Origin of the sequence: Trinickia fusca, from assembly GCF_003628145.1 — a bacterium.
Lineage (GTDB): Bacteria > Pseudomonadota > Gammaproteobacteria > Burkholderiales > Burkholderiaceae > Trinickia > Trinickia fusca.
Genome location: NZ_RBZV01000013.1, coordinates 23392 through 48369 on the forward strand (window position 1 = coordinate 23392; position 24978 = coordinate 48369).

Below are 24978 nucleotides of genomic sequence, written 5' to 3' on the forward strand. Positions count from 1 at the left end.
AGTTACCCCCTCTGCTTTTAATATGGGTCTGCATTTTTATGCAGAACTCATAATGTAAGAGCCGCAACGAAACAACGTCCAATGATAGTTACTCATATCAATGTGACGATTTCTGAAGTTGCCACCAACGGTCGGCAGCCCAGATAAAAAAGGCGGCTGCCCTTTACGGACAGCCGCCTTTCGGTGGGTCGTGCCGATGCGCGGCACGCATGGCTACGCGTGCACGATCAGGCGCCCACGTTGGCCGCTGCGACGGCCGTCATGTTGATGATGCGTCGCACCGTAGCCGCCGGCGTGAGGATATGCACCGGCTTGGCCGCACCGAGCAGGAACGGCCCGACCGTCACCCCTTCGCCGCCGACCATCTTCAGCAGGTTGTAGGTGATGTTGGCCGCCTCGACGTTCGGCATCAACAGCAGGTTCGCCTCACCCGTGAGCGTGGTGCCTGGGAAAGACTGCTTGCGGATTGCCTCCGACAACGCGGCATCGCCATGCATTTCACCGTCGACTTCGAGCTCGGGGGCACGCTCGGCGATCAGCTTGCGTGCGGCGGCCATGCGTTGCGACGAGGACGTCGGCGCACTGCCGAAGTTCGAGTTCGACAGCAAGGCGATCTTCGGCACGATGCCGAAACGCTCGATTTCGCGCGCCGCGAGGATCGCCATTTCGGCGAGCTGCTCGGCGCTCGGCACCTCGTTGACATACGTGTCGCAGATGAAGAGGTTGCGACCCGGCAGCATCAGCAGGTTCATCGCGGCGAAGTGGTCGGCATCGTGCGCACGGCCCAGCACTTGATCGATGTACTTCAGATGGCTGTGGTACGAGTCGATCATGCCGCAGATCAGGCCGTCGGCATCGCCCAGGTGCACGAGCATCGCACCGATCAGCGTGTTCGACTTGCGCATCGCGGCCTTGGCGACCTCGGGCGTCACGCCGTCGCGCGCACCGATCTCGTGATACGCCTGCCAGCACTGTTGGAAGCGCGGATCGTCCTCGGGGTTCACGATTTCGAAGTCGACACCGCACTTGAGCTTCGAGCCCATCTTCTTCAGACGCATTTCGACGACGGCCGGACGCCCGATGATGATCGGCTTGGCGATGCGCTCCGTCAGCACGAACTGCGCGGCGCGCAGCACGCGCTCGTCCTCGCCCTCGGCGAACACGATGCGCGCGGCCTTGCCCTTCGCCGCGGCGAACACCGGGCGCATGACCATGCCCGTGCGATAGACCGTGGCGCCGAGCTGCTCGCGGTAGGCGTCCATGTCCTGGATCGGGCGCGTCGCCACGCCGGAGTCCATTGCCGCTTGCGCGACGGCCGGCGCGATCTTCATGATCAGACGCGGATCGAACGGCTTCGGAATCAGGTAGTCGGGACCGAATTCGAGCGAGTGACCTTCGTACGCCTTCGCCACTTCATCGCCCTGATCGGTTTCCTCGGCCAGCTCGGCGATCGCGCGCACGCAGGCGAGCTTCATCTCCTCGGTGATCGTCGTCGCGCCGACGTCGAGCGCGCCGCGGAAGATGAACGGGAAGCACAGGACGTTGTTGACCTGGTTTGGGTAATCGGAACGGCCCGTGGCGATGATCGCGTCGGGGCGTGCGGCCTTGGCGTCCTCGGGGCGGATCTCGGGCTCGGGGTTCGCGAGCGCGAGAATCAGCGGCTTGGTACCCATCTCCTTGACCATCTCGGGCTTGAGCACGCCCGCGCTCGAGCAGCCGAGGAACACGTCGGCGCCCTTGATCGCATCGCCGAGCGTGCGCGCGTCGGTCACGGCGGCGTAGCGCTGCTTCGACGGATCGAGATTGCCGCGGCCTTCATAGATGACACCCTTGGAGTCGGCGACGAGCACGTTTTGCTTCGACAGACCGAGCTTGACCAGCAAGTCGAGACACGCGATGGCCGCCGCGCCGGCGCCCGAGCACACGAGCTTGACGCTTGCCAGATCCTTGCCGACGACCTTCAGGCCGTTCAGGATCGCGGCCGAGGCGATGATCGCGGTGCCGTGCTGGTCGTCGTGGAAGACCGGAATCTTCATGCGCTCGCGCAGCTTCTGCTCGATGTAGAAGCACTCGGGCGCCTTGATGTCCTCGAGGTTGATCCCGCCGAGCGTCGGCTCGAGCATCGCGATGGCGTCGACGAGCTTGTCGGGATCCGATTCGGACAACTCAATATCGAAGACGTCGATGCCGGCGAACTTCTTGAACAGGCAGCCCTTGCCTTCCATCACGGGCTTGGCTGCGAGCGGGCCGATGTTGCCGAGACCGAGCACGGCCGTGCCGTTCGTGATGACGCCGACGAGGTTGCCGCGCGAGGTGTACTTCTGCGCGTCGAGCGGGTCGGCGTGGATCGCTTCGCACGCGGCGGCGACGCCAGGCGAGTACGCGAGCGAGAGATCGAGCTGGTTCGACAGGGGCTTGGTCGGCGTGACCGAGATCTTGCCGGGCTTCGGATTCTGGTGATACGCGAGGGCGCTTTGCTTCAGTTGTTCGTCCATGATTGACCTGCGAGACGTAATGAATTTGGGCCGGCACGCTCGCGCCGGGGCCGCTCCTGGCTAGTCAGATGTCAGATAAGTGTCGACTGCAGCAGCCTTTTTTCACGCCGTGTGGGCGCGCTGCGGCGTCTTCGCGGGTAGCGAGACGGCGCGTGAGCGTTTTGCGGGGGTGCTAGTGTACACCCCCTAATCTTTGTTGCCTTACACCAGCATATCTGTGCTTGTCCGACCGGGCGCCGCTCCCGCGGGACAGCGCGCTATCGATCACCACTTGCTGGCCGGCTATCGCTTCTCTGCCCAGCCTACGTTAGTCCGAATTTCCGGGGGGAGTCCTCCGCGATATCAACCGCCATCACAGCATCACGGGACAGTTCTGCCGATCCACACCGCGTTATGGAGAACGACACTCGTGATTGCTCTACATGAAGTCACCGTGGGACTTCGAATCAGCAGCTACCACATCGGCGCACATACCCCAAGCTTGCCCCGAGTTCAGACCGACTCGGGTCTTGACGCAGCCGAAATCACTCCCCCATCCGCCACCACCGGCAACCGTGAGGTCACCATTTCGACGCTGGCGCAGAGATTGAGTGAAGCCACCTTGCGCGCGGACTCGCGAGACGCCAGCCTCGATCGCCAAGCGCTCGCGCGGAAGGCCCGCGCGCTCGCCAATCAAATCATGGGCACGCCCTGGCGTTCCAATCGGCCGGAACACGACGCTGAGGCTCCGAAATCCGACGCTCCACAGTCCGCAGCCTCGGCGAAACAAGCCACAGCCTTTGCTCACGGTCTGGCCGAGAACCCGTTCAAAGGGATGACGCGCCATCAACTCCTGATCATTGCCTACGACGAAGGTGGCGCATTTACCGTCAACGAACGACATGCCGCGTGGCAGGAAGCCTTCGACCAGGAAGAAACCTGGCGTAGACAGGCCATCGCACGATCCGGCCCTGAGTATGCAACGACCGGCAAACACACGCGCTTTTTCGTCGAGTGCATCGAGCACTACCAAGGCTTGCCGGCGATCGAACAGGCGCAGTACCCGGTCACCTACGTTTCAAGCTTGCGGCACGCCATCGCAACGGAACGGCCCACTCAACCGCAGGGAAGCCAGTTCGTGACGCTGCTAGAACTTTTGCTCCGCCACGGCCTGGCTCGAAATAGAAGGCTCGCGGCTCTTGCCATGCGGGCCACGCCGTCAACCGCATCATCGTAGCCCCACGCTCAGTGACCGCCGGCCGGCCGGCCAACTCGGGTAAAATACTTCGTTACGCGTGCAGCCCCCGTGCCTGCACCACGGGCGCTCCCGCCCGCCTCCCGCTTATCACCGAAGGATTTGCCCATGACAGGCTTCGATCGCCAAACGATCTCCGATATCACCGCCAAGATGCTGCTCGAAGTGCAGGCGGTGCACTTCAACGCCGAGAAGCCGTTCATCTTCACCTCCGGCTGGGCAAGCCCGGTCTATATCGACTGCCGCAAGCTCATTTCGTATCCGCGCGTGCGTCGTGGCCTCATGGAGATGGCCGAAACGACGATCCTGCGCGACGTCGGCTACGAGCAGATCGACGCCGTCGCCGGTGGCGAAACGGCCGGCATCCCGTTTGCGGCCTGGATCGCCGATCGCCTGATGGTACCGATGCAATACGTGCGCAAGAAGCCGAAGGGCTTTGGCCGCAACGCGCAGATCGAAGGCCATCTCGAGGAAGGTTCGCGCGTGCTGCTCGTCGAGGACTTGACCACCGACAGCCGCAGCAAGATCAACTTCATCAATGCGCTGCGCACGGCGGGCGCGCACGTGAACCACTGCTTCGTGCTGTTTCACTACAACATCTTCAAGGAAAGCGTGTCGGTGCTCAAAGACATCGACGTCGACCTGCACGCGCTCGCGACGTGGTGGGATGTGCTGCGCGTAGCCAAGGCCTCGGGCTACTTCGATACGAAGACGCTCGACGAAGTCGAGAAGTTCCTGCACGCGCCGGCAGAATGGTCGGCCGCACACGGTGGGGCTACGGCTACGCCGCAGTAACGCAGTAGGTCGGTCAATGACGGCGGGCCCGCGCGAAACGGGCTGCCCGATCCGCTATGAATCGACAAAAAAGCCGCTTGTCCTGGGACGAGCGGCTTTGTTTTTTTCAGACATAAGCTCAACGCGCGTCGCGGCGCGCTGCCTCACTCACGGCTCGCCGCTGCCCCCTGCCGGCACCGCCCCCTCTGCCGACGAGAGATTCATGAGCCCTGCGCTCTGCGCGTACTGAAACAGTTGTGAGTCGCGCTCGAGCCCCAGCTTCTGCAGCGCGCGCGTCTTCTGCGAACTGATCGTCTTGATGCTGCGATTCAAATGGACCGCAATCTCCTTGACCGTCAGCCCGGATACGAACAGCCGCACGACCTCGATCTCGCGCGGCGACAGCAGCATGTCATCGACCCGGCCGCCCGCGTTGGCGCGCAGCATGTCGAACACCGCACGCACAGCCGGGCTCGCATACTCCACCCCTTGCGTCACATAGCGGATCGCCAGCCCGATATGGGCGAGATCGTCGGACTTATTGACGACGCCAATCACGCCTATGTCCTTCAGACGCTTCAGCAGCGCCGCATTTTCAAGCATCGTCAGCACGACGATCCCCAGCGCCGGAAAGTGACGCCGGATATAGCCGACGAGCGGCAGGCCGTCGCCGTAGCGGCCACCTGGCATGGCCAGATCGGTCACGAGCACGTCGCACGGCACGCGGGTCAGCACATCGACGAGCTCCGTCGACTGGCGCGCCTGCGCGACGACCTCGACGTCGGGAAACTGCGCGAGCGCATGCTGCGCGCCGAGCAGGATCACGGGATGGTCGTCGGCAATGACGACACGAATTCGGCGACCGTTGCTCATGGCCGGGGAACAGGCAGACAACTCCTTTCCTGAAAGTTCGTTCGCGCAAACCGACATTGATTTATCCATACTTGTATCGCTCGACCTTCCCCGCCGATAGCCTCGAACGCCCCACACTATGCCTCGCCTCGCTCGCCTATGGGCGTACGCCACGCGATATCCAACCCGACCGCACAAAAAATTGCAATGCTAGACTCGATCATAGCGTCGGACAGCCGGCTGAAAGGCTAATTGCGACAGCGGCGGCGCGCTCTTCCTGTTTTCATCGACAAGGAACCGGCTCATGCACAAGCACGGCTCGGCTGTGACATCGGCATCTTCGGCTTTCAAGCGGCGTCCGGCACGCCAAGCCGCAATGGCGGCATGCCTGGCCACGCTCGCCGCGCAGGCGGCGGCACAGTCGTTCACGGTCACGAGCACGAGCCTGCAAGGCGGCCGGGTCGACGCGCAGCAGGTCTACGACAAGGACGGCTGCACGGGCGGCAACCGCTCGCCGCAGCTATCGTGGAGGAATCCGCCACCGGGCACCAGGAGCTTCGCCGTGACGATGTTCGATCCCGACGCGCCGGGCAAAGGCTGGTGGCATTGGGCTGTGGCTGGCATCCCCGCCAGCGTCACGCAACTGCCCGAGAACGCCAGCGCTTCGGGCTTTCTGAAACGCATCCATGCATTCGAGGCGCGCAACGACTACGACGCCGACGGCTATGGCGGCCCCTGCCCGCCGCCCGGCAAACCGCATCGCTATGTGATCACCGTCTACGCGCTCGGCACGACCGACTTGCGGCTTGCGCCGGACCGCCCGCCGGTGATGTTCGACCACGAAATCCAAACGACGGCGCTCGGCTCGGCCAAGCTGACGGTCGAATACGGTCGTTGACGACCGCGGCGGGCTGCTCACGGTGGGCTGTACACGCTCGCTTTTCACGGCAACTTGCTGCGACGCACCGCAATTTTCTCGTCATCTCTCACGAAAGCCGTAAAATCACGGTTTCGGCGCCCTGCGCGCGCCATTTGTCAATCCGAGTAACCCAGCGAGATCGAAATGAGCACGAAAGTTTTCGTCGACGGACAGGAAGGCACAACGGGCCTGAAGATTTATGAATACCTGTCGCGACGAGCCGACGTCGAGATCCTGCGGATCGACGAAGCCAAGCGCAAGGACCTCGACGAGCGGCGTAAGCTCATCAATGCCTCCGACGTCACGTTCCTGTGCCTGCCCGATGTCGCCTCGCGCGAATCGGCGAGCCTCGTCGAGAACGACAAGACAGTCCTCATCGATGCGAGCACCGCATTCCGCACGAGCCCCGACTGGGCCTACGGCCTACCCGAACTCGCGCGCGCGCAGCGCGAACGGCTGCGCACGGCCAAGCGCATCGCGGTGCCGGGCTGCCATGCGTCCGCGTTCGTACTGGGGATGCGTCCGCTCGTGGAAGCCGGTGTCGTGGCGCCCGACTTCGCCGCGCATTGCTACTCCATCACGGGCTATAGCGGCGGCGGCAAGAAGATGATCGCCGACTACGAAGCCGCCACACGCGATGCCAAGTTGGACAGCCCACGCCCCTACGCGCTCGCGCTTGCGCACAAGCACTTGCCGGAGATGGCCGCGCATACGGGCCTCGCACACGCGCCGGTATTCACGCCGATCGTCGGCAGCTTCTACAAGGGCTTGGCCGTCACGACCTACTTCTCGCCGAACCAGCTTGCCAAGCGCGTGACGCCGCGCGACGTGCAAGCGCTGTATGCCGAGTACTACGCGGGCGAAGCGTTCGTGCGCGTGATGCCGTTCGATGCGGAGCAGAACCTCGACGCCGGTTTCTTCGACGTGCAGGCCAACAACGAGACGAACCGCGTCGACCTGTTCGTGTTCGGCAATGAGGAGCGCTTCGTGACCGTCGCGCGGCTCGACAACCTCGGCAAGGGCGCCTCGGGCGCGGCCATCCAGTGCATGAACCTCGCGATCGGCGCGGCCGAAGACACGGGCTTGCAACGCTGACTGGCTCTGCCCAGCATTGGTCACAACAAAGCCGGTGCATCAGCCGGCTTTTTTATTGCGAAAAAAAAGCCCGCCTTGTGAGGCGGGCTGAATCCATATCAGAGGAGACATGGAGGAGACGCTTCGGACTTTAGCAAACGACTTGGTGCAACGCAACAAGACCAAGCAACAGCGTCCATCACGTTGCCTTCCCGCAACAAATATCACTGTCACACCAACGTCATCGACAGCAAAAAGCTGAGCTGATCGACGCCGATAGGCTTCACGAGATGCACATCGAAGCCGGCCGCAAGCGCCATCTGCCGATACTGCGGCTGGCCCCAGCCCGTCAGCGCAATCAACAGCAACGGGCTGCCGCCCGCGAGCTCGCGAAGCGGTCGCGCTGCATCGAGGCCCTCTAGCCCCTCTAGCTGCTGCGCGGCGATCTCGACAAGCACTGCGTCGGGCAAATGCTGCTGCGCGAATTCCAGTGCTTGCTCGACACTGTGTACGGCAATCGTTTCGTAGCCCAGGCTGTCGAGCAGATTCACTAGTTCCGTGAGCGCTTCGTCATCAGGGTCGGCCACGAGAACCTGCTTGCGGACAGCGGAGTGCGCCACAGCGCGCTGCGTTGCCTTCACCGCCGTTGGACGCGGCTCCTTTCCATGCCAATCCGTCTTCATCGTTTCGTCAAACCTCGCTGCGGGCCACACGTGTCAAATGAAGCTGAAGGGTCGCAACGAAAAATTTCATCGGACTCCGAATTTTTGTATTAAACGCCTGTTCGCATGCCGATGTTCAGCGAATAATTAAAAATAAGGCGATTTTCCGATCCTTTGCAAAGATTTTTTTCGCGCTCTGCCAATGCGCTATGCCGTCGTTCGTTTCAAACGCAATAAAACGTCGAAACCGCGCGCCTAGCGCCAATAATCAACGCTTTCCTTGCATATGTCGAACGGTCTATAGCCAATCATTCGTTCGACCTTGTACGCAAACGTTTGGCATTCCCCTCTTCTTTCATGCCTTTCAGCCGGTGGCGCCGCTAAAGTTCGCGCGTCCTTGCTCCGTAGACGCGGCTGTAGCTCGCAGGGGTCGCAGCCTGGTGCCGTTTGAACCGTGCGCCGACATGCGTCTTCCGTTGTGCGCCGACGTGTTTCGTCTGCGCTTTTGATTGCAAGGAAATCTGCCGTGAAACCGAGTCTTTATACGGGCATTGCTATGGCATTGCTCGGTGCGGCGTGCCTCGCGCCGCAAGCTCATGCAACGCTAGGGCAAACCGCCGCCTCCGTCTCGCAAGACGAATCCAACATGCGCGCCATACGACATGTCAGCGCCGTGCAAGCCGCCTACACCGTCCATACGATCGAACTCCCCTCGGGCACGGTCGTGCGCGAATACGTCGCGCAGACCGGCATCGTGTTCGGCGTGGCCTGGAACGGGCCGACATTGCCCGACCTCAAGGCCACACTGGGCGCGGCGTTCGACCGCTACGTGAACGCGAACCTCATCCGCCGCGCCAACCCGCTCGCCGTCGCCGACAGCGACCTCGTCGTTTATTCGGCCGGCCATCTGCGCGCGTTTGCCGGCCACGCGTACCTGCCGTCGGCGGTGCCGGCCGGCGTCGACGTCAGCGTCATTCAATAAAGGGGAACGAAGCATGCGTCACTTCTCTCGCGTCGCCTCGGCCACCCTCTTCTGCTTGAGCGCGATCCTTCTCGCGGCCTGTGGCGGCGGAGGTGGAGGCGGCTCGGCCGCGCCGGCGTCTACCACCAACACCACCAGCAATACGACTAACTCGACGACCAACTCGGTCGCGCCGATAGCCAACACCGCGGCCATCGTCGTCGATGGCGGGGTGTCGGGCACACCCAACATGCCATTCGTCAGCATCACGGTGTGCACGCCAGGCACGGCCAATTGCCAGACCATCGACCATGTACTCGTCGATACGGGCTCGTGGGGCCTGCGTGTATTCGCCTCGCAATTGCCGGCGTCGGTCCCCCTTCCGCAGGAAACCGACGGCAGCGGCAATCCGTTGGCCGAGTGCATGCAGTTCTTCGACGGCTACACGTGGGGCGCCGTGCGGACAGCCGACGTGAAGATCGCGGGCGAGACTGCGCACTCGCTACCGGTTCAGGTCATCGATCCGAACTACTCGAGCATTCCCGCAGGCTGCGCCAACACAGGGGTGGCCCGCAATACACCGAGCCTGCTCGCCGCGAACGGCATCCTCGGCATCGGCGTGTTCAAGCACGACTGCGGTGCGGCCTGCGCACAACAGCCCATCGCGGGCACCTACTACACGTGCGCGGGAACCTGTACGTCGATTGCCGTGGCCGAGACGCTGCAAGTGGCCAACCCCGTGCCGTATTTCAGCACCGACAACAACGGCGTGATCGTGAGCCTGCCGTCCGTGCCGAGCGGCGGCGCGCAAACGGCCAGCGGAGAGTTGATCTTCGGCATCGGCACGGCGGCCAACAATGCACTCGGCAACGCGCAGGTGATCGGCGTCGATCCACGCAAAGGCGTGTTCACGACGACGCAGAACGGCACGAGCTATACGAACAGCATCATCGACAGCGGCTCGACCGGCCTGTTCTTCGCCACGACGCAGATCCCGACGTGCGCGAGCCCGAATAGTTCGTACTACTGTCCGTCGTCGACCGAGCAATTGGACGCCACCAACTTCGGCGTGAACGGCACGACGAGCGCGGTCACGTTCAGCGTCGGCAATGCGAGCGCCCTCGCGCAAAGCTCGGCCGGCGATGCGGCGATGCCGCTGCTGGCCGGTCCCGCGTTCGTCGGCTCGACGGTGTTCGATTGGGGCTTGCCCTTCTTCTATGGCCGCAACGTCTACGCGGCTATCGAGCAGCAGAGCACGCCGGGCGGCGCCGGACCGTATTTCGCTTACTGAGACTGCGAGCGCACGCCGCCGCGCCTGGCGCGGCGTGCGCTCGTCACGCGCTACCAGGGTCCCGCCCGGCGGCCCGGCGCTGGTAACCCGCCCTTTCCCGCCTTACCTTACCTTACCTTTCCTCCCGCGCGAGCACGTCGACCAACGCGTCGCGCAGCATGGCGATCGGCCGCATGAGCCGCCCAGGCAACGTTCCGTGCACGAGCCATACGTTGAGCCCGCCCGCGAATTGCGGCACCTCGACGATCCGCAACGAGTCACGATGCGCACTGCGCTCGAGCGCGCCCGGCGTGACGACGCCAAGACCGACACCGCGCGCGACGAGCGAAAGCTGCAACTCGGAGCCGAACGCCTCGACGGCCACCTCGAACGGCAAGCCGGCCGTCTGTAGCGCGCGTGCCAGCGCCGAGCGCATGCCGCAGCCATCCTGGTTGAGCACCCACGGATAGCGCGACAGTTGCTCGAACGTGAGGCGCGTCACCGCCTGCTTGCCACGCTCGACACCGGGCAGATCGAACGTGCGAGGCGCGACGATCAGCGTTCGCTGCACGGCCAGTAGCGTCCCCGCCACCCCATCGGGCAGCGTGAAGGACGCCGGCATCATCACCACCGACGCGTCGACTTCGGCGCGCAGCGCGCGCTCGAGCAGCGCCGGCGACCAACCCGCCGTCACGCGCAGCGTGAGATTCGGGAACGCCGCGCGCAGCCGATCGATCGGCGCTTCAAGCGCCAAATCGGACAAAAACGGCGGCACGCCGATCTTGAGTTCGCCGGCCGGTTCGCTGTCGGGCGCGGCGACGGCCATCAAATCGTCGACCGAGCGCAGCACCGCGCGCGCGAGCGCATACACCTCCTTGCCCGTGCCCGTCGGCTTCAGCGGCTTGCTTTGCCGGTCGAGCAGCGGCACGCCGAGTGCCGTCTCGAGGTTCTGCACACGACGAGTCAACCCCGGCTGCGTCAAATGGAGCTTGGCTGCCGCACGCACCATCGAGCCGCTGTCGATCACCGCCACGAACGCCTGCAAATCACGCGTATTCAAAACAATCTCGCATAATCAATATAGACATATTTCAATTGTCGCATAGATGTCCAAACCCTACGATGAGTGTTCCGCCACGCTTATGGACATGCTTGATGAATCACCCTGCCGAACTGACCCACGCCACCGCGGCGGCCGCCGAGCCGGCGCGCCCGCTGACGACGCCGCTCACGATCTTGTTCGCCACCTCGATCGGCGTGATCGTCATGAACCTGTTCGCGGCCCAGCCGTTGACCGGACCGATCAGCCACGCTCTGGCGCTGCCGCCCGGTCTCACGGGCCTGATCGCCATGCTGCCGCAGCTCGGCTACGCGCTTGGCCTCGTCCTGCTGGTGCCGCTCACCGATCTGATCGAGAACCGACGGCTCGTCGTCCGCACGCTCGCCGCTTGCTCGGCCCTGCTCGCGATCGCGATGCTCGCGCACTCCGGGATGCTGTTCCTCGCGGCCGTCTTCCTGGCCGGCGCGAGTTCGAGCGTGATCCAGATGCTCGTGCCGATGGCCGCGTCGATGGCACCCGAAGCGCGCCGCGGCAGCGCGGTCGGCAACGTGATGAGCGGGCTCATGCTCGGCATCCTGCTGTCGCGTCCGCTCGCCAGCCTCGTGGCCGGCTCGATCGGCTGGCGCGCGTTCTACGGTATTGCAGCCACAGCCAATGCCCTGCTCGCCTGCGTGCTCGCCGCGCAGCTGCCGCGCCGCGTTCCGCTCGTGCACACGCGCTACTCGACACTACTGCGTTCGCTAGCGACACTGCTCCGCACCGAGCGCGTGCTGCAACGGCGCTCGCTGTCGGCCGCGCTGGCGATGGGCGCGTTCAGCGCATTCTGGACGGCGATCGGTTTGCGGCTGGCTCAGGCGCCGTTCGGGTTCAGCTTCTATGACCTCGCATGGTTTGCACTGGCTGGTGCAGCCGGCGTCGTCGTCACGCCCTTGGCTGGCTATTGCGGCGATCGCCAACAGGGGCCGGCCGCGTTGCGGCTCGGTCATGCGAGCATGCTGGCGGCCCTGCTCGCCGCCGGCATGGCAGGCGCGGACTGGTTCGGCTTCGACGCGCATGCGCACCGCGTGCTCGCCCTCGGGCTGCTCGTCGCGAGCGCGGCCACGCTGGACGCGGGAGTCGTCACCGATCAAACGCTGGGCCGGCGCGCCATCAACCTGATGAATCCAGCCGCGCGTGGCCGGCTCAACGGTTTGTTCGTCGGGATCTTTTTCGTGGGTGGCGCACTAGGGGCGTCGCTGGCAGGTATGGGCTGGGCCTGGTACGGGTGGAGCGGCGTGTGCGGCGTCGCGCTCGCGTTCGCGGCCAGTGCATTTGTGCTCGGCCTGCTGCCGGGGGCGCACGACGAATAAGCAGGAGATAGCAGGCGTATTGAGGTATCGCAAAACAGCGAGGGCGGCCGGTCATGCCGTGCCGCCCTCGTCATTTCAGGCTGATCGGACAAGAAGTCGCGTCAGTGCCGCACGAGCGCCATCATCGCGCCAAAGCCGACGAATACGCCGCCCGTCAGGCGGTTGAACGCGCGAGCCACGCGCTCGCTCTTGAGCGTTGCGCCGATGCGCGCGCCAAAACCCGCGTAGACCAGATACCAACTGACTTCGATCACCGCGAACGTCGAAACGAGGATGCCGAACTGCGGCAACGTCGGCTCGGCCGCGTTGAGGAACTGCGGCAGCAGCGCGGCCGCGAAGAGGATCGCCTTCGGGTTGCTGCTCCCAACGAGAAAACCGTTGCGATAGAGCGCCCACGGGGAGCGCACGACCTTGAGACCACCGGCCGCTTCGTCCGATGCCTCGGGTGCCGCGTCCTGAACGTTCGCCCGCCACGATTTCACGCCGAGGTAGACGAGATACGCGGCACCGATCAGGCGCAACGCATCGAACATCGTCGGCCATGCTTTCAGGAACACGCCGAGGCCCGCTGCCGAAACGCACAGCATCAGCACGACGGCCGACAGACAGCCCGCCATCGTGGCCGTTGCACAGCGCAGGCCGTGCCGCGCGCTATGGGTCATCACGACCAGCATGTTGGGGCCGGGAATCGCGCAAACGACAAAGACAGTGGCAACGAACAGCCACCAGGTGTGCAGACTCATAAACTTCAGTTCTCCTGTTCTTTCGTGGCGTGGCGGGATGAAGCATGGATTATGCGCCCGATCGGCAGCCCCCGTCGGGCACACTCGTATTGCCGCATCCCACCCTGCCAGCGCCCGCCATCACTCCCGGCCTGCGCGTCGCGCCGCCACCTTGCCGAGTACGGCGAAATCCTTGTCACCGTCGCCGTGCGCCATCGCCTCGAGCAGGCTGTCGCGCACGACGCTAGCCACGGGCAGCGGCGTCGAGCACGCGTCGGCGGCCGCCAGCGCGAGCCGCACATCCTTGAGGCCGAGCCGAGCCTTGAACATCGCCGGTTCGTAGCGCCCTTCGGCAATCATCCGGCCGTAGCCCGAGTACACCGGGCCCGGAAAAACACTCGACGTGATGACATCGAGAAAATCCGCCATCGCGACGCCGTGCCCGGCCAGTAGCGCGGACGCCTCGCCCATCGTCTCCACCGCGGCGGCCAGCGTGAAATTCGCCGCCAGCTTCACGACGTTCGCGTGCTGCGGCAGCGAACCGATGCGCCAGGTCTTCTGGCCGATCACATCGAAGATCGGCTGGACGCGGTCGATCGCTTCGGCCGAGCCCGCCGCGATGACCGTGAGCTTGCCCGCAGCCGCCACGTCGGGGCGCCCCATCACGGGCGCAGCCACATAGTGGATGCCGCGTACTGCATGTTCGTGCGCGAGCGTCTCGGCCAGGGCGACCGACACCGTGGCCAGGTTCACATGCACGAGATCGCGCGGCGCGTGCTCGAGCAGCGCCGCATCGAACACCTCGCGCGCGGCCGCATCGTCAGCCAGCATCGACAGCACGGCATCGCCCGAGAACGCGCCAGCCGGCTCGTCGACGATCGTGGCACCGAACGCCGCCAGCGGCTCCGCGCGTTCGCGCGTGCGATTCCACACGCGCACCTGGTGTCCTGCCTTCAGAATGTTTTCCGCCATCGCGTGGCCCATGCCGCCGAGGCCGATAAAGCCGATATCCATCGATCGCTCCTGTCCGGTTCGCAAGAACTGTGGAGTAGAGCACGGATGCGCGAAGCTCGCCGGGCACCGCGCAAACGGGTCCTGAACGCATCGCGCGCCGCGGTGCGATACTGCAGCGATGCAGCCCGTTACCGCGACTTTCCGCTTCTACGAGGAGCTCAACGATTTTCTCGCCCGGCCGCTGCGCCGGCGCGCGTTCAGCTGCGTGTGCGCCCGCGCCGCCACGGCCAAGCACATGATCGAAGCGCTCGGCGTGCCGCACACCGAAGTCGAGTTGATCCTCGTGAACGGTGAATCGGTGGGATTCGATCGCGTCCTCGAGGACGGCGACCGCGTGGCCGTCTACCCGAAGTTCGAGACGCTCGACGTGACGCCGCTGCTGCGTGTGCGGGCCGAGCCGCTGCGCGCGATACGGTTCGTCGCCGACGCCCATCTCGGTGGCCTCGCCAATCTGCTGCGGCTGGCCGGCTTCGACACGCTGTATGACAACCACTTCGCCGACGAGGCAATCGAAGCACTCGCCTCGGCCGAAGGCCGCATCGTGCTGACACGCGATCGCGAGTTGCTCAAGCGCCGCACGATCACGCACGGCTGCTATGTGCGCGCGCTCAAGCCAGAAGTGCAATTGCGCGAGCTGTTCGACCGGCTCGATCTCGCACGCAGTGCACATCCGTTCCGGCTCTGCCTGTCGTGCAACGTACCGCTGCGACGCATCGACAAAAGCGACGTGATCGGCCGTGTGCCCGAAGGCGTGCTGGAGCGGCAGGCGCAGTTCGTCACGTGCGACGTCTGCCGGCGCATCTTCTGGGAGGGCTCACACTGGAAGCGCATGCGCACGCTCGTCGATTCGGTCGTTCGGTCATCGCGGACGGCTCACGCACTTGACCCGTAGGGTAAGCGCCGCGTTTCTTCGCCCGCTTGCTGCCGTTATGGCGCGGGTGCCCGTTCAGCCTCGATCATGCCGCGCGAAGCAGCCCGATCGGTGCGCGACACGCGCGACGCGTCGGCTGGCACGTGCAACGTGAGCTCCGTATCGGATGTGAGGTACGTCCGCGTCGCGGCAAGCGGCGCGAACAAATAGACGCGCGATTCGCGCAGAAAGCGTTCGATATGCATGATGCAACTCCCGTTGAGTCCGCCTGCAGGCGGACAACGTTCAAGGGCGACGCGCACACACGCGGCAAACCATGCGCGCAGGCGGTCGTCTGTCTTGGGAGCGGGCTGGACTAGGCAGGCCCGTTGAGCCTGCAAAGGGAAGCGCGCTGACCCGGCAATGCGGGTCGGCGGCGGAAAGGAAACCGGTCGCTAACGCGCGATTGCGAAGTGGGTGCCGGCACGAACCGGCATCGAAGGTCGACTACAAGAAGGTGTGTCCAAGAAGGACTCCGTCGATTGAAACCAGCGCGGATTCTATGCCTGCCACCTTTCATCAGACAAGAGGAAATTCGTCACTTCGATCCCGCCGCGAACTTGTGACCCATGCCACAACCCAATGCCGCGACGTTTTGCATACCGAAACGGTGCCCAGCGCGCACTTCGTGGAGGAAAGCGCCACAGCATCTCAAATTAGTGTTGACTCGTATTGAAGCGGGCAACTAGAATTCAGCCAATTCCACAAATGGGGCATATGCCTTGGACAGTTGCAGTAGTCGACCTTCGAACAGTTTTTCTGCCTGAGTCGCAAGACGTCCGAGCTGATTTCCCCATAGCCGCCGTCTCGCCAATCAGGCAGACGGTGCGCGTCGCAGTATTTCTTCTGTAGCACCTCCCGCGCATCTCTTCGAATGGCCGCCGTTTAGACACGTGCGCCACCGTGCTCACGTTCGTCCGAATGGTCTGGCGTTGCGAGCCTTCGGGCTTGCGACGCCGCTCGTTCGCGCCGCTTTGCATGCCTTGCGTCCAGCACGCCCGGCAGGCTGGGCGACGCGCGTCAAAACCCATTGGGCTGCGCTTTGTACGCGAATCCCGATGCGAAAACGAAAAGGAGCTCGCCGTGTCCGACCCCGACCCTAGTCGATCTCCGACCTGGCGTGCCCGCACGCCACGGCCGGTCCACTTCGCCTGACACCAAGGCCGCATGCGTTCCTTTGCGTCACGCCGATCAATCGGCCTGATGCGAACCGAAACCGACGAGCCAAGGCCCCTCAGGCGCCCGCTCTCGGAATTTTTCGCTTCGCCAACGCACAAGGAAATCGCCATGCAATTCGCTCTGCTCGTTTCATCGCTGCCCCACGTCGACGACGCTCGCGCGCAATACAACGTCATGGTCTCGCACCGCACGCATACGCCGCTTGCCGCTCGTCTCGTTGCCGCGCTGCGCACGGCCCTCGCCGCATTCACGCGCTGAAGACGCCGAATCGATCACCCGTACGGCCTGTCGCGCTGCGCTTGCGCGCATAGCAGGCAGGTCGTACGAGGCATCAAGCATCACCAGGACAACTAGAACATGTCAACCACACCAGCAAACCTCGCCCAGGCACGCACCGCCGTGCTCGACGAAGCCCATGTCGGCGATATTCAAGGCGCCTTCGGCACGATCGCGCATCACGATACGGCGCCGCGCGGCAATTGGATGGCGCGCCTGCGCACGCTGCTCGCGATCCTCGGCCCCGGCCTCATCGTGATGGTCGGCGACAACGATGCCGGCGCATTCGGCACCTACACGCAGGCCGGCCAGAACTACGGCACGACGCTCCTCTGGACGCTCGCGCTGCTCATTCCGGTGCTGTACGTCAATCAGGAAATGGTCCTGCGTCTCGGTGCGGTGACCGGTGTGGGCCACGCCCGCCTGATCTTCGAACGCTTCGGCAAGTTCTGGGGGGCGTTCAGCGTCATCGACCTGTTCCTGCTCAATGCGCTGACGATCGTCACCGAGTTCATCGGCATCACGTTCGCGCTCGACTACCTGGGCGTCTCGAAGGTGCTCGGTGTCTGCATCGCCGCCGTCCTGACGATGGCTGCGGTGAGTACCGGCAATTTCCGGCGTTTCGAGCGGTTCGCCATCGTGCTGTGTCTGCTGAGCCTGCTGCTCGTGCCGGTGCTCGTCTCGATCCACCCGCCCGTGCACGCGATCGCTCGCGACTTCTTCGTGCCGACCTGGCCGAAGAACTCGAAGCTCTCCGACGTGATGCTGCTCGTGATCGGCATCGTCGGCACGACCGTCGCGCCGTGGCAGCTGTTCTTCCAGCAAAGCTATGTCGTCGACAAGCGCATCACGCCGCGCTTCATGAAGTACGAAAAGGCCGACCTGTGGATCGGCATCGTGTTCGTGATCATCGGCGGCGTCGCGATGATGGCGTTCTCGGCCGCGCTGTTCGCAGGCCGTCCGGAGTTCGGCAACTTCACCGATGCAGGCGGCATCATCGCCGGGCTGCACAAGTACGTGGGCCAGACGTCGGCGACGATCTTCGCCGTGGCGCTGCTCGATGCGTCGATCATCGGCGCGGCTGCGGTCTCGCTGTCGACGGCCTATGCGATCGGCGACGTGTTCCGCATCCGTCACTCGCTGCATCGCGGCGTGCTCGATGCAAAGGGCTTCTACCTCGTGTACTTCGCGATCATCGCGCTGGCCGCCGGACTCGTGCTGATGCCTGGCAGCCCGCTGGGCCTGTTGACCGAAGCCGTGCAGACGCTCGCGGGCGTGCTGCTGCCGAGCGCGACGGTATTCCTGCTCCTGCTGTGCAACGACAAGGCTGTGCTCGGGCCGTGGGTCAATTCGAAGCGGCTCAATCTGTTCACGGGCGCTGTGATCGCCGTGCTCGTCGTGCTGTCGATCATTCTGACCGCAGCCACGGTCTACCCGGACATCTCGGGCGCTGCCATCGTCAAGATCCTCGTAGGGGGCATCGCGGTGTTCGCGGCCGGCTATGCGGCCACCGAATTGCGCCGCCGCGCCACGCGCGAACACACCGCATCGAACGATGGTCTCGACGCGGCCAAGCGCGCCAAGCTGCGCACCCACTGGCGCATGCCGCCGCTCGAAGAGCTCGAAGCGCCGAATGTCACGCTGGCGACGCGCGTATGGATGGGGGCACTGCGCGGCTATCTCGTGATCGCAGTCGGACTCGTCATCGTCAAGGTCGTGCAGATGGCGATGCACTAACGAACTAACAAGCTGTTGTTTGACCAGGCCCAGCCGCCCTATCCCAGAGCGGCCCCGGCCTGACCCGGTCAAAAGTTGGGCGCGGCACTCTTACGAATGCCGCGCCCTTTTTTACGTCTGTAGCGACGCGCGGCTTCATCACCGCCGCGCGCGATCCATCACTCAAGCCATCGCCGCGCCCGCAAGCCTGAAGCGGCTCAGCGTCTGCTGGAGGCGCGTGGCCTGCTCCGACAACGACTGCGCAGCGGCGGCGGCCTCTTCGACGAGCGCCGCGTTCTTTTGCGTGACCTGATCCATCTGCGTCACGGCGATGCTGACCTGGCTGATGCCCTTGCTCTGCTCGTCCGACGCGCCCGCGATTTCGGCGATGACACCGCTCACCCGCACGACGTCATCACGAATGGCAGCCATCGTGTCGCCCGTCCTGCGCACGAGATCGGCCCCCACGCCGATGCGCGACACCGACGCCGAAATCAGATCGCGAATCTCACGCGCGGCCGTGGCCGAACGCTGCGCGAGCGTCCGCACCTCACCGGCCACCACCGCGAAGCCGCGACCCTGCTCACCTGCACGCGCCGCTTCGACGGCCGCATTGAGCGCGAGGATGTTGGTCTGGAATGCGATGCTCTCGATCGTGGTGATGATGCCTTCGACGTCCTTCGAGCTGTCGGCGATGCCTTGCATCGTGACGACGATCTCCTGCACCGCGTTCGTGCCGGCCCCCACGTCACGCGAGACGCGGGCGGCCATGTCGTTGGCCTGATTCGCGTTGCCGGCATTGTTGTGCACCGTGCCCGTGATCTGCTCCATGCTCGCGGCCGTTTCCTGAAGCGCCGCGGCCTGCTCTTCGGTCCGGCGCGACAGGTCAAGGTTGCCCGTCGCGATCTCGCGCGAGGCCATCGTGACCGCGGACGACACTTCGGCGACATCGCGCAGCACGCCCGCGAGGTTTTGCGTCATACGATTGAGCGCATTGAGCAGCTCGGCGATTTCGTCACGCCCGTCGGCCCGCAGCTCGGCCGTCAGATCGCCCGACGCCACGCGATTGGCCACCGACACCGCGCTGGCGAGCGGCTTCGTAATGCGGCGTGTCACGGTCCAGGCAAGCGCGGTACCGGCCAGCACCGCGAGCAGCGTGGCGCCGATCATCACGCCGCGGGAAAACGAGGCAAGGTGGTCATTGTCGTCGACGGTCACGCCGGCCTGCTTCGCTTCGTAATCGCTCAGGGCACGCAGCTTGTCCGCAAAGCTGTGCAGCTTGACGTACGCATCGCCGTAAGCGACCTTGGCCGCTTCGTCGCGATTGCCGCCGTCGGCCAGCTCGATGACCTTGGCGGCCGCCGCGTCGTACTCGGCGCCGGACGCACGCGCATCGGCCAGCACGGCCTGCCCCTGCGGCTGGGTCATGAACGGCGCGAGCTTGTTCAGCGCGTCGTTGTATTCGGTCTGGTTCTCGCGCAGACGATCGTGTGCTTCGTGCATGCGCTCCGGCGAGGGATCGGAGGCGATCTGGAAGATGCGTGCGACGCTGCCGCGCTCGTTGTCGATCGCGCGCGTCACCTGCTTGTCGGCGGCCCAGTCATGCGAAACGAGCCAGGCACTGCCCGCCGCCATCCGCGACATGTTGACGACGGCCACTACGCACATCGCAAAGATAAGACAAATAAGAACTGCGAAACTAATCGCGAGGCGCTGCCCGATTTTCACTATGACTCCAGATTCTCACGTTGACGTGCTAAGACCGATACGGCGTACGACAGCTTTATCGGCAAGCACACCTGAGCTCTTTATCGGTGTTTTGGAGTATTGCCTTGATCGGGCAGCAGGCTCTCATATGAGCCTGGCGCCTTGATACATCAGACTATTTCTTCGTTCGCGTCGTAGCATCCCAACGAAGCGGCCGCATTGAGTCGCGCACGCTTGAGCAGCGCAAGCTGTGCCTCTCGTACGTTCTGCGGCTGGCCGCACCATGTGTCGAGCGGCGACTCCTGCAACGCGCGGCCATACGAAAAGCTGAGCGGCCAGGGCCGACGCCCCGTGCGATTGATGGCATCGAGGTTCGCGGTAGCCTCTTCAGGCGTCTGGCCTCCCGACAGGAAGAAGATGCCCGCGACAGCCGGAGGCACCGTGCGCCCGAGTACCGCGACGGTATGTGCCGCGACCTGCTCGACGCTCGCGTGCAGCGCGTGTCCCTTGCCGGCGATCACCATGCTCGGCTTGAGCAACATGTGCTCGAGTACCACGGCATGGCGGTTCAGCGCGTGAAAGACTTCGTGCAGCACGGCTTCGGTCACGACCGCGCAACGCGTGAGCGAGTGATCGCCGTCCATCAGCACTTCGGGCTCGACGATCGGCACGACGCCCGCTTCCTGGCAGATCGCCGCATAGCGCGCGAGCGATTCGGCATTCGCCTCGATCGCCAGGCGGCTTGGCAGCGTGTCGCTGACGTTGTAGACGGCGCGCCACTTTGCAAAGCGCGCGCCTTGCGCTTTATAGCCTTCGAGGCGCTTGGCGAGCCCATCGAGCCCCTGCGTGATTTCATCGCCGCTCGCGTGTGCAAGCGGAATCTTGCCTGTGTCGACCTTGATGCCCGGCACGATGCCTTGGTGTGCCGCGAGCTGCGGTAGCGGTTCACCATCGTCGGCTTGCTGGCCCAGCGTTTCTTCGTACAAAATCACGCCACTGATGAATTCGCCGAGGCCTGGTGTCGACAGCAGCAGCGTGCGCCATGCCCGTCGGTTTTCTTCAGTCGATTCGACACCGATAGTCTTGAATCGCTTGGCGATCGTCGGGCCGCTTTCATCGGCCGCGAGCAAACCCTTGCCTGCTTGCGCGAGCGCATCGACGGTTGCCTGGAGTTCGTTTTGTGCACTCATGGCTTGCTCCTCCGAGAAGGCGTCTCGCACGATTGTCTCGGTCGCGCGAGCGACGGTACCGATCGGTAGTCTGCGCGGCCTCGACGCAATGCGCTAGCCGCGATCCGCCAGCGTGCGATGCGCGAGTAACATAGCGCGCGCAAATTCGGTGCCCGATCAGGCAGCGGCAGGTGGCGGTGGCGCCCCGCCCGTAAGGTGCGCGAGCAGCGCTTGCAGCGATGCCAGCCATTGCCCGGCATCGGCGAAGCCATGCTTCCCCAGATGAATTCGCCAGTCCTCGCAGCATTGGCTCGCTTCGCGTTCGCCGAGCACGAGCAGCGCTCCTTTCACGCGATGCAGGCATCGCTCGAGTGCGTCGGCATCAGCCTGCCCGATAGCCTGCTGCAAAGCGACCGCATCGGCACGCCAGCTTGCCGCGAATGCCGCGCGCATGGCATCGGTCACCGATACGTCGTCTGCCACGCGTGGCGGCACGCTGCCGAACAGAGCTTCGAGCGCCAGGCGCAAACGCTCGATGGATACGGGCTTGCGCAGTACCTCGACGAATCCCTCACGCTTCGCTTGGCTGGCATCGCACGAGGCGGCCGTGTTCGCCAGCACCGGCACACCGATGCCCTGTTCGCGCAACGCCGCCACCAGCGCTGCGCCATCCATCACCGGCATGCACAGATCGGCCACGACGAGGTCATAAGGATTGCGAATCAATACATTCAATGCCTCGAGCCCATCGCTCGCGCAATCGACGTGCGCATAGCCGAGCGCCTCGAGTTGATGCGCGAGCAAAGCGCGATTCACCGGATCGTCGTCGACGACGAGAATGCGCGCACGGCGATGCTCGGGCTGCGCCTGTGGCAAGCGGCGCGGTGTCGGCGCGCCGGGCAGCGCTTCGGCGACGCCGCATGCGGTCAACGCAAGCGCGAGCTTATCCACCGAAAACGCGGTGACGTGCCACGCCTCGCCGCGACGCTGCGGATGCAGCGGTCCACGCTCGGACACCACCAGCGCGTCGATGCATGTCGCACGCCAGGTCTGCCAAGCCGACGGCAGCACGTCGTCATGCGCGCCGAACAGCGCCACGGTGCGCGCCTTCGGCGCAATGACCGGCTGCTCGACGAGGCCATCGACGATCGTCGTCGCGGGAAATCGGCTGTGCGCCCACGCCAGCATGGCCGTGTGCCACGCCTCATGTTCGCAGGCGACGACGATCGTATCGAACGCCGGGGGCGACGGGACGCATTCGTCGTCGGCGGCCTTGCCTGCACGCTCGAGCGGCAATCGCACCGTCAGCGTGGAGCCCCGCCCTTCCATGCTGCGCACGCCGACGCGGCCGCCCATCAGTTCTACGAGCCGCCGGCACAGCGAGAGCCCCAGCCCGCTGCCGCCGAAGCGCCGCGCGATCGACCCGTCAGCCTGCTCGAACGGCTCGAAGATGTGTGCCTGGCAATGCGCCGCGATGCCGATGCCCGTGTCCTCGACGGCAATCTCGACGACTTCGCGCGCGTCGTCCGTCGACAGCGCCGCACGCACGACGATCGCGCCGCGTCGCGTGAACTTGCACGCATTGCCGACGAGGTTCGCCAGCACCTGCGCCACGCGATGATGGTCACCACGCCACCAGCCGGCCAGACGCGGGTCGATCGCGCAGACGAAGCGCACCCCTTTCGCCGTGATCGCGGGTGCGAATGTCTGGGCGCAACGCTCGATGACCTCGTCGAGCCGGAACGGCGCGATCTGCAAGCGCAGCTCACGCACCTCGACCTTGGTCAAATCGAGCACGTCGTCGACGAGCATCAGCACCGTATCGAACGCACGCCTGACGGTATCGACGCGCGCCGCCTGCGCGGGCGCGAGCGGCTCCGCGGACAGCAGCTCGAGGTTGCCGAGTGCGCCGGACAGCGGCGTGCGGATCTCGTGGCTGATCGTCGCAACGAGCATCGACTTGGCGCGGTTGGCGTCGTCGGCCGTCTGCCGGGCCCGGCGCAACAAGCGCATCGTCTCCTTCTGCCGGCTGATGTCGGTCAGGCTGAACAGCACCACGCGTTGCTGCCGATAGCGCGCATGCGCGAACGCCACCGAGAGCGTGCGTCGGCGGCCGTCGGGCGTTGCGACCGATACGTCGTCCGTGAGCACCTGGCGTGGCAGCATCCCCGAGCCGCGGCGGCGGCTCGCGCTTCGCCGTTTGTCACGGCACCCGCGCCGGCGGCCTTCGAGCAGACGGCGATAGAGGCCGACCTCGTCGGGCGAGGCCGACAGCATGGCGCGTGCGATGCCGTTCTGCATGACGACGCGTTGCGTGGCCGGATCGAAGACGGTCAGCCCCACGGGGGCAGTAGCGAGCACGGTGCGATTGAACGCTTCGCTTTCGAAGACCTGCCGGGCACGCGCACGCAGTGGCTTGAGCACGAGCCGGTCGATCAGGATGACGAAAGTCCACTGCACAATCAGCAGGACACCAACCAGCGTGACCGTGAGCGACACCGACTCGCCGAGGTTCGCGACGATCGTGCGCCAGTCGAACGCATGGACCGCCACCCAACTGGGCCCCACGATACGCTGCATGACGAAGAACTCTCGGCCACGGCGAATCAGCTGCACGCGTTCGTCGGCCGCATCGAAGAGACCCGTGCTCGCGACCTGCGTCCAGCGCGCGGCGCGCGGATTGGACGGGTCGAGCCCCAGCACATGGCGTCTGTCGCGTGAGACGACGAAAAAATCGGGATCTTTGACCGCAGGATGAAAGAGCCGCGGGAACTGGGCCGACGGCACCGTCACCACGAGCACGGCAATCCGCTCCTTGCCACGATAGATCGGCGCCGCGTAGTGCTTGACGGACACGCCGTAGACATCGGAATCGTAGAGCGAGACCCAGAACACGCGCTGCTCGCGCAGCGGCTCGTCACCTTGCTTGCGCAACTCGGCATCGACGTTCGCCACGTAGCGCTCGATCAGGGCACCGGTGCCGACGTTGCGCGCCGCATCGAGCGTAGCGCCGCGCGGCGGCCAGGTGGCGAAGAAGCGGCGATCATCGGTGTACAGAAACCCGGCGACAGAGGCTCCGGTGTGACGCCCTTGCGCATCGTGCGTCACACCGGGCAGATACAGCAGCGAGCCCGACGGAATCTCGCGAATCAGCCGCAGCAAATCGGCCAGCCGCGGCCGGTCTTCGGCTCGGGTCAGCGTGGAGAGAATCGTGAACGGCTCTGCCGTGATGTCGTTGTCGGTGACGACGACGCCGTTTTGCTGCTCGAGCAGCTGCCGATAGCGTTCGACGGGCACCGGGTCTTGCTGGTGCAGGTCGCACAGTGCCTCGTAGGCTTCGACGACCTGCCTCAGGCGTGCCTGACTGCGCTCGACCTTCGACTTCACGAAGTCGCGCTCCATCAGGAACTTGGCGCGCCATTCGTCGACGCCGCGGTCGAAACGATGCGCGATCGAGACTGCCCCAGCAGCAATGAGCGAGACGGACAACACGATGCCACCGCCGAACAGCAGCAGGCGGTCGTAGCCGCCAGGCAGCGTGGCGCCGCGGCGTCGAGCGCGGCTTGCTTTCATGACGCGACATTCCCGCCGCGCTCGCGACGAGCGCCGGCTAGCGTTGAGAAGCGGCTAGGCTA

The 24978-nt window shown here is 64.7% G+C and carries 20 protein-coding genes; 10 read left to right on the forward strand and 10 right to left on the reverse strand.

Going from position 1 to position 24978, the window contains the following annotated elements; genetic code table 11:
• Positions 1 to 227 precede the first annotated feature (227 nt).
• Positions 228 to 2495: an NADP-dependent malic enzyme gene (locus D7S89_RS22535; RefSeq protein WP_121281098.1), complete on the reverse strand. Its 2268-nt coding sequence runs from the start codon at positions 2493 to 2495 to the stop codon at positions 228 to 230.
• A 409-nt stretch (positions 2496 to 2904) separates the two neighbouring features.
• On the opposite strand from D7S89_RS22535, the gene D7S89_RS27975 reads away from it, so the two are divergent.
• Together D7S89_RS27975 and D7S89_RS22545 are read left to right on the forward strand one after the other, a co-directional pair.
• Positions 2905 to 3711: a hypothetical protein gene (locus tag D7S89_RS27975; RefSeq protein ID WP_147426744.1), complete on the forward strand. Its 807-nt coding sequence runs from the start codon at positions 2905 to 2907 to the stop codon at positions 3709 to 3711.
• A 126-nt stretch (positions 3712 to 3837) separates the two neighbouring features.
• A complete protein-coding gene (locus D7S89_RS22545) occupies positions 3838 to 4524 on the forward strand; it encodes an orotate phosphoribosyltransferase (protein WP_121281100.1) in 687 nt (228 codons plus the stop codon).
• A 147-nt stretch (positions 4525 to 4671) separates the two neighbouring features.
• Here D7S89_RS22545 and D7S89_RS22550 read toward each other — a convergent pair whose 3' ends face one another.
• The gene (locus D7S89_RS22550) at positions 4672 to 5376 is read right to left on the reverse strand and encodes a response regulator (protein ID WP_121281101.1); all 705 of its coding nucleotides are present in this window, start codon (positions 5374 to 5376) and stop codon (positions 4672 to 4674) included.
• A 283-nt stretch (positions 5377 to 5659) separates the two neighbouring features.
• Here D7S89_RS22550 and D7S89_RS22555 point away from each other — a divergent pair, with 283 nt between their 5' ends.
• Positions 5660 to 6253 carry a YbhB/YbcL family Raf kinase inhibitor-like protein gene (locus tag D7S89_RS22555; protein WP_121281102.1) on the forward strand — a complete coding sequence of 198 codons (594 nt, stop codon included), beginning with the start codon at positions 5660 to 5662 and terminating at the stop codon, positions 6251 to 6253.
• Between the two features lie 165 nt (positions 6254 to 6418).
• Positions 6419 to 7369: an N-acetyl-gamma-glutamyl-phosphate reductase gene (argC, locus tag D7S89_RS22560; RefSeq protein ID WP_121281103.1), complete on the forward strand. Its 951-nt coding sequence runs from the start codon at positions 6419 to 6421 to the stop codon at positions 7367 to 7369.
• Between the two features lie 209 nt (positions 7370 to 7578).
• On the opposite strand, the gene D7S89_RS22570 is transcribed toward argC, so the two are convergent.
• A complete protein-coding gene (locus D7S89_RS22570) occupies positions 7579 to 7935 on the reverse strand; it encodes a response regulator (protein ID WP_245983149.1) in 357 nt (118 codons plus the stop codon).
• A 601-nt stretch (positions 7936 to 8536) separates the two neighbouring features.
• Here D7S89_RS22570 and D7S89_RS22575 point away from each other — a divergent pair.
• On the forward strand, positions 8537 to 8992 hold the full coding sequence (locus tag D7S89_RS22575) for a DUF2844 domain-containing protein (protein WP_121281106.1): 456 nt from the start codon (positions 8537 to 8539) through the stop codon (positions 8990 to 8992).
• A 13-nt stretch (positions 8993 to 9005) separates the two neighbouring features.
• Positions 9006 to 10262, forward strand: a complete 1257-nt coding sequence (locus tag D7S89_RS22580) for a DUF3443 domain-containing protein (protein WP_121281107.1) — start codon at positions 9006 to 9008, stop codon at positions 10260 to 10262.
• 112 nt (positions 10263 to 10374) lie between these two features.
• On the opposite strand, the gene D7S89_RS22585 is transcribed toward D7S89_RS22580, so the two are convergent.
• Entirely contained in the window at positions 10375 to 11301 is a 927-nt protein-coding gene (locus tag D7S89_RS22585) for a LysR family transcriptional regulator (RefSeq protein ID WP_121281108.1), read from the reverse strand.
• A 95-nt stretch (positions 11302 to 11396) separates the two neighbouring features.
• Between D7S89_RS22585 and D7S89_RS22590 the strand changes: the two genes are divergently transcribed.
• Entirely contained in the window at positions 11397 to 12650 is a 1254-nt protein-coding gene (locus tag D7S89_RS22590) for an MFS transporter (protein WP_121281109.1), read from the forward strand.
• A gap of 101 nt (positions 12651 to 12751) precedes the next feature.
• Here the strand turns inward: D7S89_RS22590 and D7S89_RS22595 are convergent, their stop codons facing one another.
• The gene (locus tag D7S89_RS22595; protein ID WP_121281110.1) at positions 12752 to 13393 is read right to left on the reverse strand and encodes a LysE family translocator; all 642 of its coding nucleotides are present in this window, start codon (positions 13391 to 13393) and stop codon (positions 12752 to 12754) included.
• A 120-nt stretch (positions 13394 to 13513) separates the two neighbouring features.
• Complete coding sequence (locus D7S89_RS22600) at positions 13514 to 14386, reverse strand: NAD(P)-dependent oxidoreductase (RefSeq protein WP_121281111.1); 873 nt, start codon at positions 14384 to 14386, stop codon at positions 13514 to 13516.
• Positions 14387 to 14504: 118 nt separating this feature from the next.
• Here D7S89_RS22600 and D7S89_RS22605 point away from each other — a divergent pair, with 118 nt between their 5' ends.
• Entirely contained in the window at positions 14505 to 15278 is a 774-nt protein-coding gene (locus D7S89_RS22605) for a Mut7-C RNAse domain-containing protein (protein ID WP_121281112.1), read from the forward strand.
• 35 nt (positions 15279 to 15313) lie between these two features.
• Here the strand turns inward: D7S89_RS22605 and D7S89_RS22610 are convergent, their stop codons facing one another.
• Positions 15314 to 15502, reverse strand: a complete 189-nt coding sequence (locus D7S89_RS22610; protein WP_121281113.1) for a hypothetical protein — start codon at positions 15500 to 15502, stop codon at positions 15314 to 15316.
• 1081 nt (positions 15503 to 16583) lie between these two features.
• On the opposite strand from D7S89_RS22610, the gene D7S89_RS27570 reads away from it, so the two are divergent.
• Together D7S89_RS27570 and D7S89_RS22620 are read left to right on the forward strand one after the other, a co-directional pair.
• Positions 16584 to 16733 carry a hypothetical protein gene (locus D7S89_RS27570; protein WP_183085313.1) on the forward strand — a complete coding sequence of 50 codons (150 nt, stop codon included), beginning with the start codon at positions 16584 to 16586 and terminating at the stop codon, positions 16731 to 16733.
• 99 nt (positions 16734 to 16832) lie between these two features.
• Complete coding sequence (locus tag D7S89_RS22620; protein WP_121281115.1) at positions 16833 to 18488, forward strand: NRAMP family divalent metal transporter; 1656 nt, start codon at positions 16833 to 16835, stop codon at positions 18486 to 18488.
• Positions 18489 to 18650: 162 nt separating this feature from the next.
• Here the strand turns inward: D7S89_RS22620 and D7S89_RS22625 are convergent, their stop codons facing one another.
• From D7S89_RS22625 to D7S89_RS22635, 3 genes are all read right to left on the reverse strand, one after another.
• Entirely contained in the window at positions 18651 to 20195 is a 1545-nt protein-coding gene (locus D7S89_RS22625) for a methyl-accepting chemotaxis protein (protein WP_121281116.1), read from the reverse strand.
• A 149-nt stretch (positions 20196 to 20344) separates the two neighbouring features.
• The gene (locus tag D7S89_RS22630) at positions 20345 to 21364 is read right to left on the reverse strand and encodes a class I fructose-bisphosphate aldolase (RefSeq protein WP_121281117.1); all 1020 of its coding nucleotides are present in this window, start codon (positions 21362 to 21364) and stop codon (positions 20345 to 20347) included.
• Between the two features lie 156 nt (positions 21365 to 21520).
• A complete protein-coding gene (locus D7S89_RS22635; protein WP_121281118.1) occupies positions 21521 to 24916 on the reverse strand; it encodes a hybrid sensor histidine kinase/response regulator in 3396 nt (1131 codons plus the stop codon).
• Positions 24917 to 24978: the final 62 nt, after the last annotated feature.

Coding starts and splice junctions, on each gene's coding strand:
- D7S89_RS22535 (WP_121281098.1), bottom strand. CDS start 2,495: ATGGACGAACAACTGAAGCAAAGCGCCCTCGCGTATCACCAGAATCCG.
- D7S89_RS22545 (WP_121281100.1), top strand. CDS start 3,838: ATGACAGGCTTCGATCGCCAAACGATCTCCGATATCACCGCCAAGATG.
- D7S89_RS22550 (WP_121281101.1), bottom strand. CDS start 5,376: ATGAGCAACGGTCGCCGAATTCGTGTCGTCATTGCCGACGACCATCCC.
- D7S89_RS22555 (WP_121281102.1), top strand. CDS start 5,660: ATGCACAAGCACGGCTCGGCTGTGACATCGGCATCTTCGGCTTTCAAG.
- argC (WP_121281103.1), top strand. CDS start 6,419: ATGAGCACGAAAGTTTTCGTCGACGGACAGGAAGGCACAACGGGCCTG.
- D7S89_RS22580 (WP_121281107.1), top strand. CDS start 9,006: ATGCGTCACTTCTCTCGCGTCGCCTCGGCCACCCTCTTCTGCTTGAGC.
- D7S89_RS22590 (WP_121281109.1), top strand. CDS start 11,397: ATGAATCACCCTGCCGAACTGACCCACGCCACCGCGGCGGCCGCCGAG.
- D7S89_RS22595 (WP_121281110.1), bottom strand. CDS start 13,393: ATGAGTCTGCACACCTGGTGGCTGTTCGTTGCCACTGTCTTTGTCGTT.
- D7S89_RS22600 (WP_121281111.1), bottom strand. CDS start 14,386: ATGGATATCGGCTTTATCGGCCTCGGCGGCATGGGCCACGCGATGGCG.
- D7S89_RS22605 (WP_121281112.1), top strand. CDS start 14,505: ATGCAGCCCGTTACCGCGACTTTCCGCTTCTACGAGGAGCTCAACGAT.
- D7S89_RS22610 (WP_121281113.1), bottom strand. CDS start 15,502: ATGCATATCGAACGCTTTCTGCGCGAATCGCGCGTCTATTTGTTCGCG.
- D7S89_RS27570 (WP_183085313.1), top strand. CDS start 16,584: ATGCAATTCGCTCTGCTCGTTTCATCGCTGCCCCACGTCGACGACGCT.
- D7S89_RS22620 (WP_121281115.1), top strand. CDS start 16,833: ATGTCAACCACACCAGCAAACCTCGCCCAGGCACGCACCGCCGTGCTC.
- D7S89_RS22630 (WP_121281117.1), bottom strand. CDS start 21,364: ATGAGTGCACAAAACGAACTCCAGGCAACCGTCGATGCGCTCGCGCAA.
- D7S89_RS22635 (WP_121281118.1), bottom strand. CDS start 24,916: ATGAAAGCAAGCCGCGCTCGACGCCGCGGCGCCACGCTGCCTGGCGGC.